The organism is Colwellia sp., from assembly GCF_013214175.1.
GTDB lineage: Bacteria > Pseudomonadota > Gammaproteobacteria > Enterobacterales > Alteromonadaceae > Colwellia.
The window spans coordinates 37,673-57,169 of record NZ_JABSPA010000001.1; the positions used below are offsets into that span (position 1 = coordinate 37,673).

A 19,497-nucleotide genomic window follows, 5' to 3' on the forward strand; every position below is an offset into this window, starting at 1 on the left:
AACTTATGATGAAATTAACAAGCTTAATGGTAAAAGCACAAACGCGAGGCTCAGTAGCTAAGGTAAAATCGCCTACTAAAGCTAAGTCTAAAATAACAGCAAAGGTTGCACTGCTCGGATCAGCTTTACTACTAGCCTTTGGCGCACAAGCAGCAGATAAGAACTATGATAATTTGCACAAGCAATTAAATATTATGAATGACATCATGATGTCATCGGCAAAAACGTCGCAGAATTCACGTCAGTCCTTGATTCGCTCAATCGATAGTGTTTATTTACAGGGGCAAGGTGCTATTTTTACCATCAACTCTGCTCATGGTGGCTCTTCACATCGTCAGTTTTTTCAAATGGTAGCGCCAAAAGCTCGAATAGCAGCTTTAGCCCCTGTTGCACCAGTAAGTGCTGTTGACAGAATTGTTTTTGCTAATGAAGACTTTGTCATTGATTTTGAAGATCATGAAGATGAATTTGAACGCGTGATTGAAATTTTTGAGCAACAACGAGAAGGGGCTAGAGAGTTGCGTAGTGAAGAGCGTGAAATTGCCTATGAAATGCGTGATGTTGCTCGCCAACAAAAAGATATTGAATACCAGCTACATCGTGCAGAAAAAAGTGCTCAGGTTGAGTTAACTGCAGAGCTCAATAAGCTTAAAGTAGAGCGTATTGCTTTGAATAACAATAAAAAACAGCTTGAACAAAAGGTCACTCAATTAAATAAACAGCGACAACAGCAAAAACTTGCGCAAGACAAAGCAAGAGCAGCACACTTTTCTGCACTTAATAACAGCCTAGTGGAAACGCTATGCCTATACGGTAATGGCTTACAAGCAATACCTAATAAAGAGCATGTTAGTTTAATTATTAAAGATGCGGGTAATAAGCAGAGTCGTGGTTATAAAGATCAAATATTAGTATTTAGTAAAAAAGATATTAATGCTTGTGCTAACAGTAAACTAACCGCTAAAAAACTATTAGCTAAAGCCGAGCAGTACCAGTTCTAATTAAGCTAGCTAAACTCTAAGGTAATTAAGCTTTGCGGCAGCTAAGTTAAGCGTAATCTAGCCAAGACCATTTAAGTTACTGTGAATTTTCAAGCCATAAATAGCGTAATGAATATGCGCTATTTATGGCTTTTTATATGGAATAAAATAGATATGCTTCAATTATTCACTTATTACCGTTTAATTATCTTTTAATAGCCTTTAAATTAACTTTTAGACCTCAGCAAAACTTTCTAAAATGATAATCAATGAGTACTGTGTAAATGTACAGTTCATCGGTGTTGTATGGCGATAATGCTTATAGTGCCGTTATTAATATTATTACTAAAGAAACGGATAATACAGCAGCTTAAAGGCTTTGCGCTAGTAAGTTAGCAAGGAATTAAGTAGTATGCCTTTTTTCAAGTAAGCAAATTTTAAGGGTGTTACTAAATGAGTAAGTTTTTATTACTAGCCATTGTTATTGGACTTTTTGTGTTCTTCATTATGCGTCAAAAGAGCAATAAAGCAGCGGCTCAAGTTAATATAAAATTAGGCAGTGAGTTTTTAGCGGCTAATAAAAGTGAGGAAGGGGTAATAGAAACGGCTTCTGGCTTACAATATAAAGTGCTAACTCAGGGCGATGGCACTGAACACCCAAGCGCTTCGTCGAAAGTTAAAGTGCATTACCATGGTACTTTACTTGATGGCAGTGTATTTGATAGTTCTGTTGATCGAGGCGCGCCAATTAGCTTTGGCTTAAATCAAGTGATTAAAGGTTGGACTGAAGGTGTTCAGCTTATGGTTGTGGGTGAGAAAACACGCTTTTATATTCCATCAAACTTAGGCTACCGTAATAAGCCGGCGGGCAAAATAGGCCCAGGTGCATTATTAGTTTTTGATGTTGAGTTATTGGCAATAAACTAAGCCAAAAACTTTAAAAAACAATAAAAAAGCCCGTTTAGTCTTACTAAACGGGCTTTTTTATTGCCAAATTGAGAGTTAATTAAGCAGCCAATTCGTTAGCTATTAGCTACTTAATCAGTTATCTCATTAGTCACTTTATTAACTACCTCATTAAATAACATCTTTGTTAATAGTATCTCAATTCTCGTACTTTTCCCCAGAACACCCGGTATGAGAAGACGGTATAGCTGAAGATAACGGGCACTACTATGATTACTCCCCATAATAAAAAGCTTAAAGATTCGGGCGCTGCTGCGGTTTCCCAAATGGTTAATTTACCCGGTACTATATAAGGGAAAAAACTAAAGGCTAAACCAAAAAAGCATAAAGTAAATATAACAACAGCAGCAACAAAAGGTCGCCAACAGCCTTTATCATTTATCGCTGGTAATTTTTTTAACTCTAATAAGCTGTAAACAAACAAGGCAAAACACAATAGTGGTAAAGGCAATATGTATAGCGTGGTTGGCCAAGCAAACCATTTAGCAAAAACATCAGGGTTAATTAATGGATTTACCGCTGAAACGGCCACTATGCCGATAAAACAAATAAGCCCAGCCTGTTTAGCCCATCGAACTGCTTGTACTTGTAATGCGCCTTCGGTTTTCATGATCAGCCAACATGCACCAATATAGGCATAGGCAGCAGCAACACCTAATGCGCTGAGTAAGCTAAAGGCATAAGCTGCTAGCGAGTCTTCAAAGCTCATAACATACATGCCCAGCATATAACCTTGGCTCATGGCCGCAAGTAATGAACCGACTTTAAATACCTTGTTCCAGGTTGGTTTATGGCTAAATGCTGCTTTGGCTCTGAAATCAAAAGCGACCCCGCGTAGCACCAAGCTAATTAATAATACCGCCGTGGGTAAATAGAGCTCTTTAAAAATGTGGCTATGGGCTGATGGAAAAGCAATTAACAACAAGCCAATAGCCAAGACAAGCCAGGTTTCATTGGCATCCCAAAAAGGGCCAATAGAAGCAATCATGGTATCGCTATCATCTTTTTGTGAAAGTGGTAGCAATATACCAACACCTAAATCAAAGCCATCTAATATGGCGTACAACAATATCGAAAAGCCCATTAGCGCAACAAATATTACGGCCAGTGAATTAGCTTCAAACATTATCATTCTCCTTAGTATTCGGTGACTGGTTTGCTGAGTGAGCTATTGCTGTCTGTATTGTGGTATGAAGCACAGGTTTAACTTTCTCATCATCGGTGATTTCTTCAATTTCAACCGCACGTCTTGCCATGGTAAATAGTGTGTGTAAATACGCGGTCATTAACACTGCATATAAAGTGAGGTACATGGCGAGAGATAAAGCGACATTACCTGATGCTATCGTGGTAGCGGCATCTTTGACGGTTAAAATACCGGTAACTAACCAAGGCTGCCTGCCTATTTCAGTAACATACCAGCCGGCTAATGTTGCTACCCAGCCAGAGAAACTCATGGCAACCAATACTCTTAATAACCATGTTGGCAAAGGTTTATCGCGCCAAAGCTGTATTCGGCTAAACCAAGAGACGGTTAGCATTAACATACCAATGCCAACCATAATACGAAACGCAAAAAATACTGGTGCTACGGGTGGGTGGTTACCTTCAAATTCGTTTAAACCTTTTATTTCGCCATCAAAATCATGGGTTAAAATGAAACTGGCCATTTTGGGTATGGCTATTTCAAAGTGATTGGTTCTTTGTTCTTCATCAGGTATGGCGAAAAGTAACAGTGGCGCACCTTTTTCGGTATGCCAAATACCTTCCATAGCGGCAATTTTTTGTGGTTGATGTTCAAGTGTATTCAAACCGTGTAAATCGCCAAGAAAAATTTGTACCGGTGTTAAAACCATAGCGACAGTTAAGGCGATTTTTAAGGTAAGTTTAGGCGCTTGTTTATCATCACCCTTAAGTAATCTGTAAGCGCTAATGCCGGCGATTAAAAAGGCGGCGGTTAAGCCAGAGGCAATAACCATATGTGATAAACGATAAGGAAATGACGGGTTAAAAATAATCGCTAACCAATCTACTGGGAAAGCAACACCATCACGCATTTCATGACCTTGTGGAGTGTGCATCCAAGAGTTAAGCGCCAAAATCCAAAAAGCGGACAAGGTAGTACCTATGGCGACAATTAAGGTAGATAAAGTATGTACTCTAGCGGAAACTCTTTTTATGCCAAATAACATAACACCAAGAAAACCTGCTTCGAGAAAAAAGGCGGTTAATACTTCGTAGCCCAATAAGGGGCCGGCAATATTACCAACGGTTTCCATAAACTTGGGCCAGTTAGTACCAAACTGAAATGACATGGTAATGCCGGTAACTACACCAATGGCAAAGGTAAGAGCAAATATTTTCACCCAAAATCGATAGGCGCGCATCCATACGGGTTCACCGGTTTGATCAAAGCGTAATTTGAAAAAAAACAAAAACCAACTTAACGCTATGGTGATTGCTGGAAAAAGAATATGAAAACTTATATTGGCGGCAAATTGAATGCGGGACAGCATTAGGGTTTCAAGCATAATAGACTCCGTTAGCTTATTACTTACACAGGCGGTAATAAGCGGTCTGTAAATTGAGAAAGTTTAGTAAGTTAATAATTCAGTAATTCAGTAATTCATTAAATAAAGCAGAAAGTAAAAAAAGCACATGAAAAATGGTTTAGCTTATGCTTAACCGTTACTTGATTAGTTAATTAATTAATTTATCTTTAAAATTGAGTATTTTGCTTACGCCAGAGCCTAGTTTCATCAGCGTATTAAGATTATCAGGGCTCATGCTTTGTAATTCTCCTGCCCAATGAGTGATAGTTTCTAGCAAGTCATGAATTTCATGCATCTGTTTTTGTGCATATTCTTCTTGTTGATTAGCGGGCTCATTTAATAAGTTATCGCGCAGTAGTGACAGTGTTGGATCTACTTCGCGTTTACGGCGCTCTTCAAATACCCGAGTTGCCATCTCCCAAATAGAACCCGCAGGAGAGTAATACTCTTTTCTGTCTTTAGGTTTATGCTGAACCTGCACTAAACGCCAGGATTGCAGCTCCTTAATGCCCATGCTGACATTGCCGCGAGAGATCTTTAGCGCTTCAGATATTTGTATCGCACTAAGCGGCTTTTCAAGAATAATTAGTAAGCCATACATTTGGCCAACAGTGCGATTAAAGCCCCAACGGCTGCCCATTTCGCCACAATGCATAACGAAAGATTCTATTTTTGAAGTAAGTATCATATATGTGTTCTGAAGTTTCAGTAATTTCTGAAAGTTTAAACTTATGTTGATATAGATCAAGGATTAATTGGTTTTATTTTGTGAGGAATTTTTTTGGTAAGTAATAAATATAATTATATGAAAAGAAAGTATTTTTATAAGTATTTGTTATATATTGTTAATCTATAGAGTCTATTAAGTGTTAACTAACATTGTCAGTATTACAGGGGAAGGGTTTTAATAGATCGAAAAATAGTGATAATGGCTAAAAATGAATGAGCTTTAAAAATAAGGAATAAAATTTAGTAGTTAAAACTCGATTTAGTATTCTTTCAGGCAAAAAAAAACATGTCTAAATGACATGCTTTTAACAAGAGATTAGTAGGTTTTAAACTAGACTAATAAATCCTGAATATTTACTAAGTCTTTTTTACCATTAATGATTTCATCAGGTGTTAACCCCGATAATTCGTGTGGGAACACTAACCATTCATCAGAGGTATGAATAAAGTAATCAGGGGCAAAGTCTACTTTTGAATTTTGCGGTTTATACCAAGGGCAAGCAGTACGCACATCCAGTGGCATGTTGTTACGCATATTTTTCTTTAACTGCTTAATTAAGGCTTCGATGCTTCGACCTGAATCAAATACGTCATCAACAATTAATAGACCATCGCTGGCGTTAGCATTTTCGATAATGTAATGCAGGCCGTGAACTTTAATTTCTTTACTTTGCTGGTTGATACCATAATAAGACGAAGTACGAACGGCAATATGATCAGTTTCTACACCTTTAAAGTCGAAGTATTCTTGCACAGCGATACCAATAGGTGCACCACCACGCCAGATACCAACGATAAATTGTGGGCGAAAGCCATCTTCAAATACTTTGGCGGCTACACGAAAAGAATCTTCTAATAATTCTTGTGCGGTAATAAAACGTTTTTCCATTGCCGAGGAAACCTTTGTTGAAAAATTAATAAGCGCTAATTATAACCTGACTCTGGCAAATAGTGTACCGATTACCAAGATTAAAATATGGCAAAAATGCAGAAGCGAAATTATGCCTTATTAACAAATGCATAAGAGTGAGCTTTAGGGCAGGGGGGAAAGGCAGACGGTTAAAGATAATACTAGTGATGTTTGAGGGGAGGGTATTTCGGGTATATTTGTCCTATGGATTTCTTCGTTAACCCTAGGTAGCGGATGAAATTCCTAGGCAGTTTTTACTCATGTGTGGCCTACCTTTATAAGGCAATAAATTGATTAAACAGCTAATGTGTTAAATTTCTGTTTGACCTTGGAGTATACTCCAAGCTTTATGATGTAATATATTAGTTAAGTGGTCGCGGTAAATCGTTAAATAAGGGATATATCATGTATAGAATTGGTGAACTGGCAGAAAAGTTATCGGTATCGACAGATACGCTAAGGTATTATGAAAAACATAAACTATTAGCCGCAACCAGTCGTGCAGATAATGGTTACCGTTTATATAATGAAGAAGCATTACGAGTCATGCAGTTTATTATACGTGCGAAAGGTGTAGGTTTTAGTTTAAATGAAATCAATGGCTTGTTATCGATTAAAATTGATAAAGCCAGTCATAGTTGTGCGGATGTAAAGTCATTCACCGAGCAAAAGCTTACCCAAGTAAATGATAAAATAGCTGAGCTGCAGTGTTTTAAAGGCTCACTGGAATTATTAGTTGCAGCTTGTTGTGGCGGCGAAGAAGAAGCGACCCACTGTTCCATTTTATCTGCACTGGAGAATGTCGATGCTATTAATAAGTAATTTTTGGGAGTTATTTGTCCTTTCTGCTCCTTGGTTGATGTTAGGTTTATTGATCGCGGGCATAATCAATGTCTATCTTCCAAAGGATTTCCTCAATAAACACTTAGGCAGTGATGGCCTGCTTACCACAATAAAAGCAGCACTAATTGGTGCACCTATGCCACTTTGTTCATGTGGTGTTATCCCTGCTGCTTTAGGGTTGAGGCGTGCGGGTGCTTCTAAAAGTGCAACGACTGCATTTCTCGTTTCTACACCTGAGACAGGCATAGACTCTATCTCGGTATCTTATGTGTTACTTGGCCCTTTTATGGCGATTATTAGACCAATTGCCGCGGTAACCAGTGCAATTGTTGCTGGTGTGTTGGTAGGCCGTGATAGCAAAGATGAGCTAGTTCAGCATGAAGCCAAAACCAATACTCAAACAGATAAGAAAACTGATAAGAAAATAGAAAATAAGGCTGGAAAGAATGATATGTCTTGTTGTGCAGGTAAAGAAGTAAAGTCTGAAATTACAATAGCTGCAACTAATGAGCAAGCAAGTTGCTGTGCTAAACCTACAGTGGTAACTAAAACCTCATGCTGTGCAGGCGAGGATAAGTTAGTAAGCAAACTAGCATTACCGCAAGAGCCTCAACCAGAGAAAATCAAAGCATCGACAGATAGTTGTTGCAGTACAAAGGTAGCTAAAGATGAGTCTACTCAAGTGTCGGCTTTTGCTAAGCTAAAACAAGCGGTGGCTTTTAGCTGTACCAAGCTGCTAAGTGATACCGCGGTTTGGCTTTTAATTGGTTTAGGATTTGCAGCTATTGTGCAAACTTATGTACCGATAAGCTTCTTTAGCCAATGGGGCAGTGGCATCTTAGCCATGATAGTGGTGATTTTAATCTCTATCCCTATGTATGTTTGTGCTACGGCATCAACACCCATTGCTGCAGGGTTATTATTGTCTGGCGTTTCTCCCGGGGCGGTGTTGGTATTTATGCTGGCAGGTCCCGCTACGAATATCGCCACTTTGGGTGTGGTAGCAAGTGAGTTGGGTAAACGCGCGGTTGCTTCATATTTAACTGGCGTCATCGGTGTCGCTATTATGTTTGGCTTTTTAACTGATTTCCTAGTGGAGCATTACGACATTGAAGTGGCGCCTATGTTAGGAGAACACCATGAAGTGTTACCCAATTGGTTATCACAATCTTTCGCCTTGATTCTTGTATTACTGCTGATGAGGTTGTTGGTATTAAAGTTCATGGCCAAAAAGGAATTGCTAAGTACATAAAAGTAAGTAACCTCAACTCAATAAAAAAGCAGCTATTATTAGCTGCTTTTTGCTGAATGGCTATAAAGTTCAATGACTCAGTTAATGGACTAAGTCATTGAACAATTAAGATGAAAACTAAGTTACTAATAAGCGTAATTAAAAAGTAATTACTGCTCAGTAATAGTTAGCTTAACACCGCCAAATTCACCATCAAGGGTAATATAATGCCAGTAAACAGTAGGGTCTAATTCAACAATTAAACTATCAAAATTACCATCACCATTAGCATAACCGTTGTTGTCTTGTGCTGTAGGCCAACCATCAGCTTTAAACATGATGTCAGCATTACCCCAGCCGCCAGATGTTGTTAACTTAAAGCGAGTAGCTAAGTTACCATCGTTACGAATAATGAAAGATGCTCTACCGCCTGAAGAATTGATACATTCAACAACTTGGCTAGTCGTTACACCATTATTTATTTCATCATGTTTATTTGCTGGAATATCAACAATACAAGGAGAGAAATCAGTACTGATTGTTACCGGCTCACCTGCCCAGTTACCAGCAGTGCCAGAAGCAGCAGAGTCAGTATCATTAGGACCAATTTCAACAATATTGCTAGTGCCTAATACTACGCCGTTTACTAACCAATCATTGAACTCTGCATCGTAAGATGTGCCTATGCTATCCATAAAGACTTGGTATTCAGGATATTGACCACTACGTGTTAAGTTTAATATTTGATTAACGTCATTTTTATGATTTTCAAACATGAAACGAACCGCTAAATAACCCCAACGGTAAATACGTGTTTGGCCTGAGTTATAATCATTTTTAAATATTTCAGATAATGCAACTTCCTGAGATTTACCGACAGAAATAGCATAGTCATTACCGTCACCTTGAGAGATATACTCACCCAAACCTTCAGACCACCAAACAGTGTTTACTGACATACCTAGTTGGAAGTCACCAAACAAATCGAAACGACCATCTAAATAATGTACGTATTCATGTTGTAAATTCCATACGTGGAATTCAGGACGAATCCACTCGGCTTCATAAGCAATGAAACGTGCTTGGTTTTTGGTATTAATTGGCGCGCCTTCTAAGTACATACCACCATTGTTGGTATTAATACCGAAGAATTGACCAGCATAAGTTTTATAGTCATCAGAAGAGTCAAAAATAACTAACTCTAATGCAGCGTTATTATCTTGGGCAACAGGTTGGTAGTTGGTGCCTAACAGTGTATGGAAGTTAGTTTCTTGGTTACCTAAAACTTGACAGATCCATGCTGCTTGGTCGTTATACAAACCTTGCGCACGAATTTTTAAGCTTTCAGAACACTTGTAGTTAAAGGTTAATGTTTCAGCCTCTAAAGTATAAGCAAAACCACAAATATCATAATAACCACAGTTGGCTCGATCGTAGTAATCAGCCATGCTTGCTACAGCTATCCAGATACTTTTAGTATTATCATTTTTGTTGGTGCTATCTAAAATACCTTTCACTAATACTTTCACTTGCGCTTCCATTTCTGGAATGTGATACAAACGAGAAAGTTCACGAGCAGCGTTATTTAATACATAATCAGCATCAGTTCCAATTAAATGACGTTTACTTGCTTGGAAGTTATTTAGTGCGGTTAGTACCGTATGGTCAGTTGCATACAATGCACGCATGTCAGCATCCCACTGAGCGCGGAATATTGTGGTGAATATTGAATTAGCTGCAGCGTTCATGTTGAAGCTTGATGCCCAGTCAGCATTATATTCGTTCAATACACGTATAGTAACATCGTTAAAATCAGCACCTAAACCTGCAGAATCAACAGTGATTAACGCTTCTTTTAATACGCTACCATTAGTATCACTGGCAAGCCAAGTACTACCATTATTAAAGAAAGTACGTAAAGCTGTTTTAATCGTCGCTTTTACTACTGGAGCATATTCACCTACATCAGTTGGGTGAGCATATTGTACGTAAAAGGCACCACGGAAGAAGTAAAATAACGCTTCTAAACCCGTAGTATCTTCACCGGTATAAGATGGCGCACGACTACTAATTGCATTAGCGATAGCTATCATGTTTGCTTCAGAGAACAGTGCTGTAGCGTCAGGTCCGCTCATGTTATAAACAGGGCTAACATTTTGTGGATGTGTTAAAGCAATACGTTCAACTAAAGCTGCACCATTTAAACCAATAAAGCGCGTAGCATCTGTTGGGAAGCCATCATCAGGAATGGTTGAACCACCACCTGTAGTAGGAATATCTTTTGGATCCATCGCTACCAACACACTCACTTCAGTAGCAGTACCACTATCAAGAGATACATATAACCAGCCTTTTGCAGCCGTAAAGCTAATAGATTCGCTAGTGCCAACATTATTTGATATGTGATCATAACTTGTTGAAGTAGCCCAACCTTGTTGGCTAACTAATAAATCAAATTCACCAGTACCACCGCCAGTTGAAACAACCATATTAATATTGTCTGCTGGTACATAAATAGCGTAAGAAGCAGTTCCGGCAACATTAACACATTCAACTTGGTTGAAGTTTAATCTGCCTTCTACCGGTGTTTCAGCGCCACACATACCAGGGTTTGCTGGTAATGTTGGAATATCACCGGTACCTGTACCAGGATCCGGGTTAGTGCCAGTGCCGTTATCAGCGCTAACTTTAAAGCTCACTTCTTGATTAAGCCCAAACACACTAATATATAAGCGCCCAGCATTAGCCGTTATTTTTAATGTTTCGTTGGTGCCATCACTTACTGAAGAAGCAATATTGCCACTGCGAGTAGCCCAATTACCGGTGTTTACATAAATGTCAGCTTGACCTGAGCCATTTTTAGTTTCGATTACTAGTGGCGTATTATCAGTTTCAACATCGATGTAAAAATACTGACCGTTGCCTGAAATACATTCTTGTGACTCTAATGTTAAGTCATAGCCAGCTAACGTATTTGCGCCACACATACTGGGTGTGGTATTGCCGTTGCCTGTACCAGGATCAGTACCACCAGCATTAACATCTCTAACATTTAAGGTAACTTGTTCATGGATACCAAAAACACTGACATATAAACGACCGGTGTGTGCAGTAACAGCAACTGTTTCTTCAGTACCAGCGTTATTTGTACGTTGATTGTAGTTAGAGCTTGTTGCCCAGCTATAATCGCTAACTAAGATGTCAGCTTCACCTGTGCCACCTGACGTTTTAATTTCTAATGCGGTATTATTAGCATCAACATCAATATAAAAGTATAAACCGTTTCCTGATATACATTGTGTTTGGTTTATTGCTAGTGCCCCGCCTGATGTGGTTGTGCTACCACATTGAACCGGTGCATTTGCGCTGGCGGTAGTTGATGCTAAGGCACCAAGTACCGTGGCAACGGCGAGTAATTTATTTTTAACAGAATTTGACATGTGTCTTCCCATTTTATGGAGTAAGGCTATGCAACCCCCTCCTATTTTATTATTTATTTTACTTTTTGAAGTTACTCTTTAGTTAAGTCTTAGTGACTCTTCTCGCTAGAAAAGCGCTAGCATTGCATTGGTAACATCTTTCCCGGTATTTCCATCATTGATGAATAAGGAAAAATGTTTATGTAACAATTTTGAAACATAATTGTATGCAATATATTGTAGAAAGTATGTTTTGTACACTAAATAAGCATGGTTTTTTAATAGTATTAGCGGGGGAATCTTAGATAAAACGGTTGTTTTTAATACTATCTGTATGTATACAAACAATAAAACATCAATATTTTAATTATGGTAAATATTGAAAAAATGTTAAATTAATTAACTTCTAGTTAACTTGTTGGCATGTTCGAGGGGGTTTTCTAGGTTGAAAGTAACTCGACTGATGAAATTTCAAACAATATCACCTTGTTATTTTCTTTTAGGGTATGTTACCTTTATTGTATTCAATATACATTTTTGTGAGTTAAATATGAATAAAACAACATTATTAACGGCTGCTTTAATAGCGGGTATCGTTGTTGCCTTTAGTTATAGTTTTTTAGGTGATGACGTCGATTCGGCGAAAACCCAGCAACGCCCATCTCAAGAGAAAGCTGAAGTTCTGCAGGTAAAAGAGCAACCGGCTTCATTGAGTAATGAAACTAAACCAGTGACCTTAGCGAGTGATACTAAGTCTGAGCAAAAAACGCCTTTGGTGGATGAAAATAGCTATGTAAGAAACGCGCCACCACCGCCTATTAGCTCAAATAAATCAAAAGATGGTCGTTACACTACACCTCAAGCCCATGGCCATGAAGAAGTAGCCAACAATCAGAAAAAAAATGCACCACCGCCACCAACAGGGGCGAACTAAACAATTGCTGTTAACTATTACCGTTGATAATAAAAATCCCTAACTTTGTTTAGGGATTTTTATATGAACCTTAAATATTCTATGGCTGTGCGTTTAGCGTAACACCTGAAAAGCTCGAATAAGCTTTTAACCCAATATAGACGGTTTCACCAGCGCCTAATTGCACTGAACAAGTTTCATTGTTGCCGCTTTTATAGGGACGACAACTATAACTATTTGTTGTAGGTTGACCGGTTTTACTGGTATATAAATCGGCATCACCACTACCACCAGCAGTGTTAACCGTTACGGTTTCAGCTGTTTGTGCGGTATAAGTGTATTGTAGCCAGTTTCCTGTTGTTGCGGCTAAGCCCGTTTTTGGAAAATCACTAGGCGTAGAGACCGTATTAGTGGCAACTAGCGAAGCGCCGCTATAAGCACTGTAGCCAATCAACTTAATATATACTCTGCCAGCACTGGCTAACTGCACATCACAGCTTTCATTATTGCCACCAACAAACGGACGACAATCATAATCACTTTTGGTGGGGATAGTACCTTTTTTCACATAAAGATCAGCATCTCCTGTACCGCCACTTAGTTGTACATCAACACGAGTATTTACTTGTGTGGTATCAATATAAAATACTTGCTCATAATCTTTTGCGCCGGCAAGGCTTGATAAGACAATACCTGATGTTAAACCGCCATTACCACTAGTGTTTACGGCAACTGCAAGTGTGTCAGTATTGGTTGCGCCACCATTATCAGCCACAGTTAGTGATACATTATAAGTACCACTACTGCTGAAAGTATGTTGCACTTGATCGCCAAACGCTGAACTACCATCACCAAAGTTCCATTGGTAATCAGTAATTGAACCGTCGGTATCTGAAGAGCCAGCGCCATCAAAATTACAAGTTAACTCAGTACAGTTTTTAGAAATAATTGCCACTGGTGGCTGATTAGTACCACCGCCGCCGTTATCACCAACAGGCACTGTATTACCAAAAATACTGGCAACTTGTGGCCATATTTTATCAATTCTTACCCCTTGGTTTTCACAGCCACCAAAGTGATGTAAGGCAATTACATTATTTGAACTGCTTGCCAGTACAGGTGAACCTGAAGAGCCACCAATAGTGTCACAGAAATACCCAGTATCTGTACCTGTAGCTCGACCATTGGCAGAAACCACATCTATTTGGCATAAACCACCACTGTTTTGATCGCTTTGAATAGACAATTCTTTCGGATTACCTGAGCCATGCTGAGGAATATAAATGAGCTCGCCTTGGGCTGGGCTTCTGACATCGAGGCCAAAGTAACCAAAACCGGCAATACTGGCGAAGTTATTAACTGTAAACAATGCGTAATCTAGGTTGTAGTCTGTTTTAAGTAGAGATTGACCGGTGACTTTTACAACAGAATCTAGCGTACTGCCGTCACAAGAGGTATGTTGGTAATTAAACCATATTTCAGTATCTTGCAATCTTGCTTCATTATCTAAACAATGGTTGTTAGTGAATAAATGATTGCCTGAGCCAACGCGCCAACCAGTACATAAACCACTACCAGCCATTAATAAACGGGCAACAGGGCGGGTACGTTCATACTCTATCGGGTTACTTGATGCCCAACATTGCACATCTTTACGTTCATTAACACCACACGTTGATTCAATGCCAATATCTGATGACATATCGATATTACCTTGCACTTGCAGGCTATTAATTAATTCAGAGTCATTTGTTGGCAAATCATTTTCAGTACCTGCTTTATAGCTATCAATCACTAATTGATGTGAAGGCAACCACTGTACATTCACGGGAAGTACAAGCTTAACCAGCGCTTTTTCACCAAATACAGACATTGCTGAAAATTGCACAGTGCCATTTTCACCTTTTAAGGTATTAAAAGTTCTTGGGGTATTTGTTGCATTATCATAACGATAAACTTCACTACCATCTTGGCTCGACACTAATACATAAGCACCATTGGGTATATTAAATACCTTAAAGTGCACCTTAATAAAACTTGCCCCTGCGCTTTCAATGGTAAATTCTTGCACTCTTTCAGCTGAATTCTCGGCATTTATTGATAACTGAGTCGATTGGTTAGGGTTAAAATTTACATCTGCAGATTTATGATCAGCAATAATTACGGGGGTGTTGCTTGTAGGGGAGACTTCATTAGCAACGACAGAATTACTAACAAAAAGACATAGCCCAAGTGTGGTAAATAATGTTTTCATTTAAGTTCCTTTCACATTTTTTGAGTTAGCATTGGTACCTCTCCTACCCAATGCTCGATTAAAACCAAATAAACTATAGTACTAAATTAACATTGTGATCACATTTTATTAACGTTACCGTAATATGTATAAAAATTATTTGAAGACAAAAAGTATCGTTGCTTGATTACAACTCAGCAGTACTTAAATCTTGATTCCTCATAACCTTTAGGTATGACCTTGATAAGGTTTGTTAATTGCTTGCTCTATTTCGCTATGTTCTTATTTATGGTCTGTCTTTTTTTTAGGCAACAAAAAACATACTGGAGATAAAAAAATGATAAAAAAAAATACTCTTTTTAAATGTTGTTATTCCTTTGTTCTGTCTATTACATGTGCTCAAGTCTATGGCGAAAGTGAAAACTTAGTTTCTTTCACTCAGGGTACTATCCCTGTACTCATTACTGCGCCGCACGGTGGTAGTTCACAGCCAGATAATGTCAGTATTAGAACCGGTACGAATATGCAAGGGGTTACGGTTGAAGACTTTAATACGGTAAAAGATAGCTGGACTAAAGGTATCGCCCAAGATATTCAAGCTAAATATGAACAAAAATATGGTGGTATCCCTTATATCGTCACAGCTGAGTTTCATCGTAAATATATTGATGCTAACCGCCCAGAACATCAAGCTTATGAAAGCCAAGCTGCACAGCTTTATTATGATAGCTATCAAAGTAAAGTTGTTGAATATATTAAGGAAATAAAACAAAAGTTCGGCAAGGGAGTCTTATTAGATATTCATGGTCAAGCACTGCAACCAGATAAAATTATTCGAGGAACCCGAAATGGAATCTCGGTGCAAAACTTGGTCGCTGAACATGGTTGGGATTCGATTGTCGGTGGTAATGGCTTCTTTGGTTTATTATCCCAGCAAGGCTTTACGGTTGAACCTGAAAATTCACATATTCCGACTACTTCCGATCCAACGCCTGAAGGTGCTTTAAGTGGCGGTACTACCCTAAAACATAATGGTAGTCATAATTTATTAGGTCTAGATGCTATTCAATTTGAGATAGGTAGCAATATTCGCTTTTCAGAAAGTCAAAGAGAGTACTTTAGCGATAATATGGCAGATAACATTAATACCTTTATGACTAATTATTTTTGTAATGACAATGTTGCTACTTTCCCTTGCTCCCCGGCAGCTGTGTTAATTGATTTTGATTATAAAGGATATTATGAGTCTAATGACTGGAGCAACTCAGGTGCGGTAGATAACTTCCCATCTAAAGGGCTTAGTAAGTCTCGATATACTAACAGCGAAGGTGAAAATACTAGCTGGAGTACAACGGTTGATCAAACGGGTACATACCATGTTTATGCTTGGTGGACTAATACCAAGTCAAGCGGCTCTTCATATAACCGAGATGGCTCGGCTGAATATGTTATTTCAACCGGAACTAATAACTTAGTAGTCACTAAAGATCAAAATAGCATAGGTGGCCAATGGGTATCTCTTGCGGCTATGCAAGTACAAAAGGGGGAAACTATCAAAGTAAGTCTTACTCGAGAGCATGATGGTGATGAAGGCTCTGCAACCGTAGCGGATGCCATGAAAGTAATTTGGGGTGGCATCCAGTAAAGAATTCTGTGTAACTGCCTATTTTAGAATAAATCTTTTAGACAGTCTTTGAATTTAATCATAAATAGATTCAAGGCCGTTTTCCCCGTATTTAAGGGGGGAGGTTATTTTGATAAAGGCTAATTCACAGCTAAATAAGAGCCAAGGTATTACTCAATACATTCCACTTTATGCTGTTAACTCACGGCATAAAGTGGAATATATCTATAGCTATATAGACATCAAAATAAATCATGCTTCAGCCTTTCTTAAGATGTCTCTCATAATATTTATCTATATTGCCATTAAATTATTATGGCTTGCCTATTTAGCTTCTTGCACCCAATACATAAAGTTAGAAGGTAAGTTAGCAAACATCAATCAGTATTTGGTTGACTCTTTTAAACGTTGATAGTACAAAGATTTAACAATTTAATAATATTAACCACAAGGAAGTAACGTTGCGTATTTTAACGCTATTTTTTCTCATACCGACACTTTATATAACCAACGCTCAAGCTCTAGTTGAACAGCAATATACTCATTACAAGCTCTGGGTTGATTGTAAGGAAAGAGCTTCAATTGCATTCTACTATGTGGCATCTGAAGACAAGGGGAATAAGACTAAATATAATTCTTTTTATGATGACCCGAGCTTACCTCAATCTTGTCAGCAATTATCACGTGAAGCCTATAGCCACTACAACGATTTTGAATCTAAATACCACAGAGCTCAACTAGCCGCTGCGAACCATTTTGATTTCGACAAGGCCGCATTAAAGGAAGCAAATTTTATGGCAAATGTACTGCCGCAAACTTTGCAGTTGAATCGCGGAGCATGGAAAAGAACTGAAGAGTTAGTTGAATGCTACAGAGATAGCTTTGATGTTGTTAATTATGGTGGCGTAATTTGGGGGACTGATAGTAGGAATGATTTATTCGTTAATAGTCATGGTATTAGAACGCCTGATTATTTTTGGAGGGTATTAGTAGGTGAATATAAAAGTCAAAAATACTTCTCTGCTTGGATTGTTCCAAATGCCAACGATGCACGAGCTTCAAAACTTCAGCACTATGCCGTGGGCATAGAGCAATTAATTGCACGTGTGGAATATGAAGAAATTAAATCACTTCTCAATTCGTTGGAAGTAAAATTTGGCAAAAAGTTTAAATATAATAAGGGGTGCAAAGCATATGTATCATAAGTCACTTTGGTTGAGCATATTCATTATTGTTCTATTGTCAGCAGCTTCACATTTTTTAGATTTTGGACACGGTCTTGTCTGGATAGGTTTTGAAACGCCAAAAGACTTTTTTCTACTGCTTTTGAGGCTACTATTCTTATCCTTAATCGTTGAGCGGGTGGTTGAGCTATATGTCATCTTATATAGAGCACCGGGTAGAGCTAAAGTAGAAAACGACATATCCCTGGCTATGGGTGATAAGTTGGAGATAGCTAAATTAAGCTTTTATAAAGCAGATACTGCTCGAAAAACGGCATGGGTAGGGTTTAGTTTGGGTGTCTTAATGGCTGTAGTTGGCATTAGAATTTTTACAGGTATGTTCGACTTCGATGACGCCTCGGCGGTGCAAATAATTATGTTTGACGTTTTTGAGCTTTTCACCATGGGCGCGTTAATGGCCGGAGGTTCAAAAGGAATTAACCAAATCGTCAGTACAATTGAGTTTTTTGCTCAAAGGCCTAAGTTAATAGCCGGGTCCAAATAGCTGCAATTTTTTCGATATAACAAGGAAAGCGAACTAGATAAAAAAGTAGCTTAAGTCTGAATGAAATATCTGGATAAAAGCTGAATAGGGCATTACATAAGAACTGATGTATTCTCCCATAACTGGCATTTTTAGGTACCGGTTATGGGCTTATCAGGCTTACTTATCTATGTCCGCAATTTCACCAGCCTGTTATTACTCTATTTTAATTAGCCGTACATTAATTTAGTGCGGTAATTAGCGCCAGTTTTACTGTTTACATAGATGCGCCAGCGTCCGCCACGCTTAATACCAAAGACACTAGCAGCATGGCCAGTTGCCATGTATTGGCGGGCATCTAACGAGGTACCACCGGTGATGCCTGGGTTATTGGCAATGATGTGCGCGGAAAGATCCTGTAGTGCTCTGGCCCGAGCATCAAAACGGTTATTTCTATCACGAGCTCGGTAATTTCCTTGTGACTCAAACACCGACTGCAGAAAACTCTGGCCTGCTGCTGCAACTTGAATGTTGTGATGGACAATAATGAGTTTCTGTGGCGTTTCAAAAACAAGAATGCCGCAACCGTCCACCTGAGCGGTAAAGAACAGTTGTGCTTCATGCTTTAATTCAATGGCATAAGCCTGATCTGCACTCCATTGTAAATAATAAGCGCGATCATTAACAAAGTTTCCGGCGGGGGGGCGAGTTGTTTGCGCCCATAACGCGCTGGTTGGCGCAATTCCGGTATTGTCATAACGAAGAGATATAGGTGTGACTCGGGAGTCAGAATACTGAAAAGATGTTGGCACACTGCCGTTAAAATTTTCAGTGGATTTTATGGTGTTGCGAAACGGTACACCAGGCGTGGTTACATTTATTCTTAAACGGCTAACCGGGCCACCATTGAGAAAAGTAACAGGGTTATTTAGAAACTGACGGTATTGAGTATTATCCATGATGAACTTCCTTATTTTAGATTAATAACATTTAATTTTTTCATACCTGTCGTTATTTTTTCAGCTTCGCTGCATAACAAAAAAGTAACGACATCATTGCTGTGAAAATTTTTGGCCCATAATAACTTTTGCCAAATGAGCAACACATTTATTACAGGCTTAACATAACAAATGGCCTATTTACTTGGTGAATTACCTCAATAGATAATAAGCAACAAGGCTTTTATTTAACCAATAGTTAACTATTTATTAACCGTTAATTGACTATGACACACATCATTACGCAATAAAAGACTAAAAATTAAATATGAAGATAGGAAGGTGGTTGTGCGTGGTCTGTTGATTTTGTTGGTTTTTATGGTTTAGGCGCGTTTGTTTTAGTAGCTGACGGCGAGGGCGAAGCTTGAGAATAAGGACACTCACCGTTAATC

At 38.6% G+C, this 19,497-nt stretch carries 15 protein-coding genes; 8 read left to right on the plus strand and 7 right to left on the minus strand.

From position 1 onward, the window contains the following. Positions 1-5 precede the first annotated feature (5 nt). Together HRT55_RS00170 and HRT55_RS00175 are read left to right on the plus strand one after the other, a co-directional pair. A complete protein-coding gene (locus HRT55_RS00170; protein WP_291617905.1) occupies positions 6-1,001 on the plus strand; it encodes a hypothetical protein in 996 nt (331 codons plus the stop codon). Between the two features lie 432 nt (positions 1,002-1,433). Next, positions 1,434-1,907 carry an FKBP-type peptidyl-prolyl cis-trans isomerase gene (locus HRT55_RS00175; protein WP_291617906.1) on the plus strand — a complete coding sequence of 158 codons (474 nt, stop codon included), beginning with the start codon at positions 1,434-1,436 and terminating at the stop codon, positions 1,905-1,907. A gap of 166 nt (positions 1,908-2,073) precedes the next feature. On the opposite strand, the gene cydB is transcribed toward HRT55_RS00175, so the two are convergent. The 4 genes from cydB to HRT55_RS00195 form a co-directional block, all read right to left on the minus strand. Beyond that, positions 2,074-3,072 (minus strand): cytochrome d ubiquinol oxidase subunit II, encoded by a 999-nt coding sequence (cydB, locus tag HRT55_RS00180; RefSeq protein ID WP_291617907.1) that lies wholly within the window; start codon positions 3,070-3,072, stop codon positions 2,074-2,076. Next, entirely contained in the window at positions 3,065-4,477 is a 1,413-nt protein-coding gene (locus HRT55_RS00185; RefSeq protein ID WP_291617909.1) for a cytochrome ubiquinol oxidase subunit I, read from the minus strand. The genes cydB and HRT55_RS00185 overlap by 8 nt, the downstream gene beginning before the upstream one ends. 169 nt (positions 4,478-4,646) lie before the next feature. Then, entirely contained in the window at positions 4,647-5,186 is a 540-nt protein-coding gene (locus HRT55_RS00190) for a MarR family transcriptional regulator (protein WP_291617911.1), read from the minus strand. 372 nt (positions 5,187-5,558) lie between these two features. After that, the gene (locus tag HRT55_RS00195) at positions 5,559-6,116 is read right to left on the minus strand and encodes a phosphoribosyltransferase (protein WP_291617913.1); all 558 of its coding nucleotides are present in this window, start codon (positions 6,114-6,116) and stop codon (positions 5,559-5,561) included. A gap of 426 nt (positions 6,117-6,542) precedes the next feature. Between HRT55_RS00195 and zntR the strand changes: the two genes are divergently transcribed. Beyond that, a complete protein-coding gene (gene zntR / locus HRT55_RS00200) occupies positions 6,543-6,959 on the plus strand; it encodes a Zn(2+)-responsive transcriptional regulator (RefSeq protein WP_291617915.1) in 417 nt (138 codons plus the stop codon). Next, a complete protein-coding gene (locus HRT55_RS00205; protein WP_291617917.1) occupies positions 6,943-8,232 on the plus strand; it encodes an SO_0444 family Cu/Zn efflux transporter in 1,290 nt (429 codons plus the stop codon). Before zntR ends, HRT55_RS00205 begins: the two co-directional genes overlap by 17 nt. A 149-nt stretch (positions 8,233-8,381) precedes the next feature. Here the strand turns inward: HRT55_RS00205 and HRT55_RS00210 are convergent, their stop codons facing one another. Further along, a complete protein-coding gene (locus HRT55_RS00210) occupies positions 8,382-11,651 on the minus strand; it encodes a collagenase (protein ID WP_291617919.1) in 3,270 nt (1,089 codons plus the stop codon). Between the two features lie 529 nt (positions 11,652-12,180). Here HRT55_RS00210 and HRT55_RS00215 point away from each other — a divergent pair. Continuing rightward, positions 12,181-12,564 (plus strand): hypothetical protein, encoded by a 384-nt coding sequence (locus tag HRT55_RS00215; protein WP_291617922.1) that lies wholly within the window; start codon positions 12,181-12,183, stop codon positions 12,562-12,564. A gap of 79 nt (positions 12,565-12,643) precedes the next feature. Here HRT55_RS00215 and HRT55_RS00220 read toward each other — a convergent pair whose 3' ends face one another. Further along, positions 12,644-14,797: a PKD domain-containing protein gene (locus HRT55_RS00220; RefSeq protein ID WP_291617923.1), complete on the minus strand. Its 2,154-nt coding sequence runs from the start codon at positions 14,795-14,797 to the stop codon at positions 12,644-12,646. 316 nt (positions 14,798-15,113) lie between these two features. Here HRT55_RS00220 and HRT55_RS00225 point away from each other — a divergent pair, with 316 nt between their 5' ends. From HRT55_RS00225 to HRT55_RS00235, 3 genes are all read left to right on the plus strand, one after another. Beyond that, positions 15,114-16,421 carry a hypothetical protein gene (locus HRT55_RS00225; protein ID WP_291617925.1) on the plus strand — a complete coding sequence of 436 codons (1,308 nt, stop codon included), beginning with the start codon at positions 15,114-15,116 and terminating at the stop codon, positions 16,419-16,421. A 440-nt stretch (positions 16,422-16,861) separates the two neighbouring features. Beyond that, on the plus strand, positions 16,862-17,605 hold the full coding sequence (locus HRT55_RS00230) for a DNA/RNA non-specific endonuclease (RefSeq protein WP_291613025.1): 744 nt from the start codon (positions 16,862-16,864) through the stop codon (positions 17,603-17,605). Further along, entirely contained in the window at positions 17,595-18,128 is a 534-nt protein-coding gene (locus tag HRT55_RS00235; RefSeq protein WP_291617927.1) for a hypothetical protein, read from the plus strand. The genes HRT55_RS00230 and HRT55_RS00235 overlap by 11 nt, the downstream gene beginning before the upstream one ends. Before the next feature lie 209 nt (positions 18,129-18,337). Here the strand turns inward: HRT55_RS00235 and HRT55_RS00240 are convergent, their stop codons facing one another. Beyond that, positions 18,338-19,066 (minus strand): hypothetical protein, encoded by a 729-nt coding sequence (locus tag HRT55_RS00240; RefSeq protein ID WP_291617928.1) that lies wholly within the window; start codon positions 19,064-19,066, stop codon positions 18,338-18,340. Positions 19,067-19,497 lie beyond the last annotated feature (431 nt).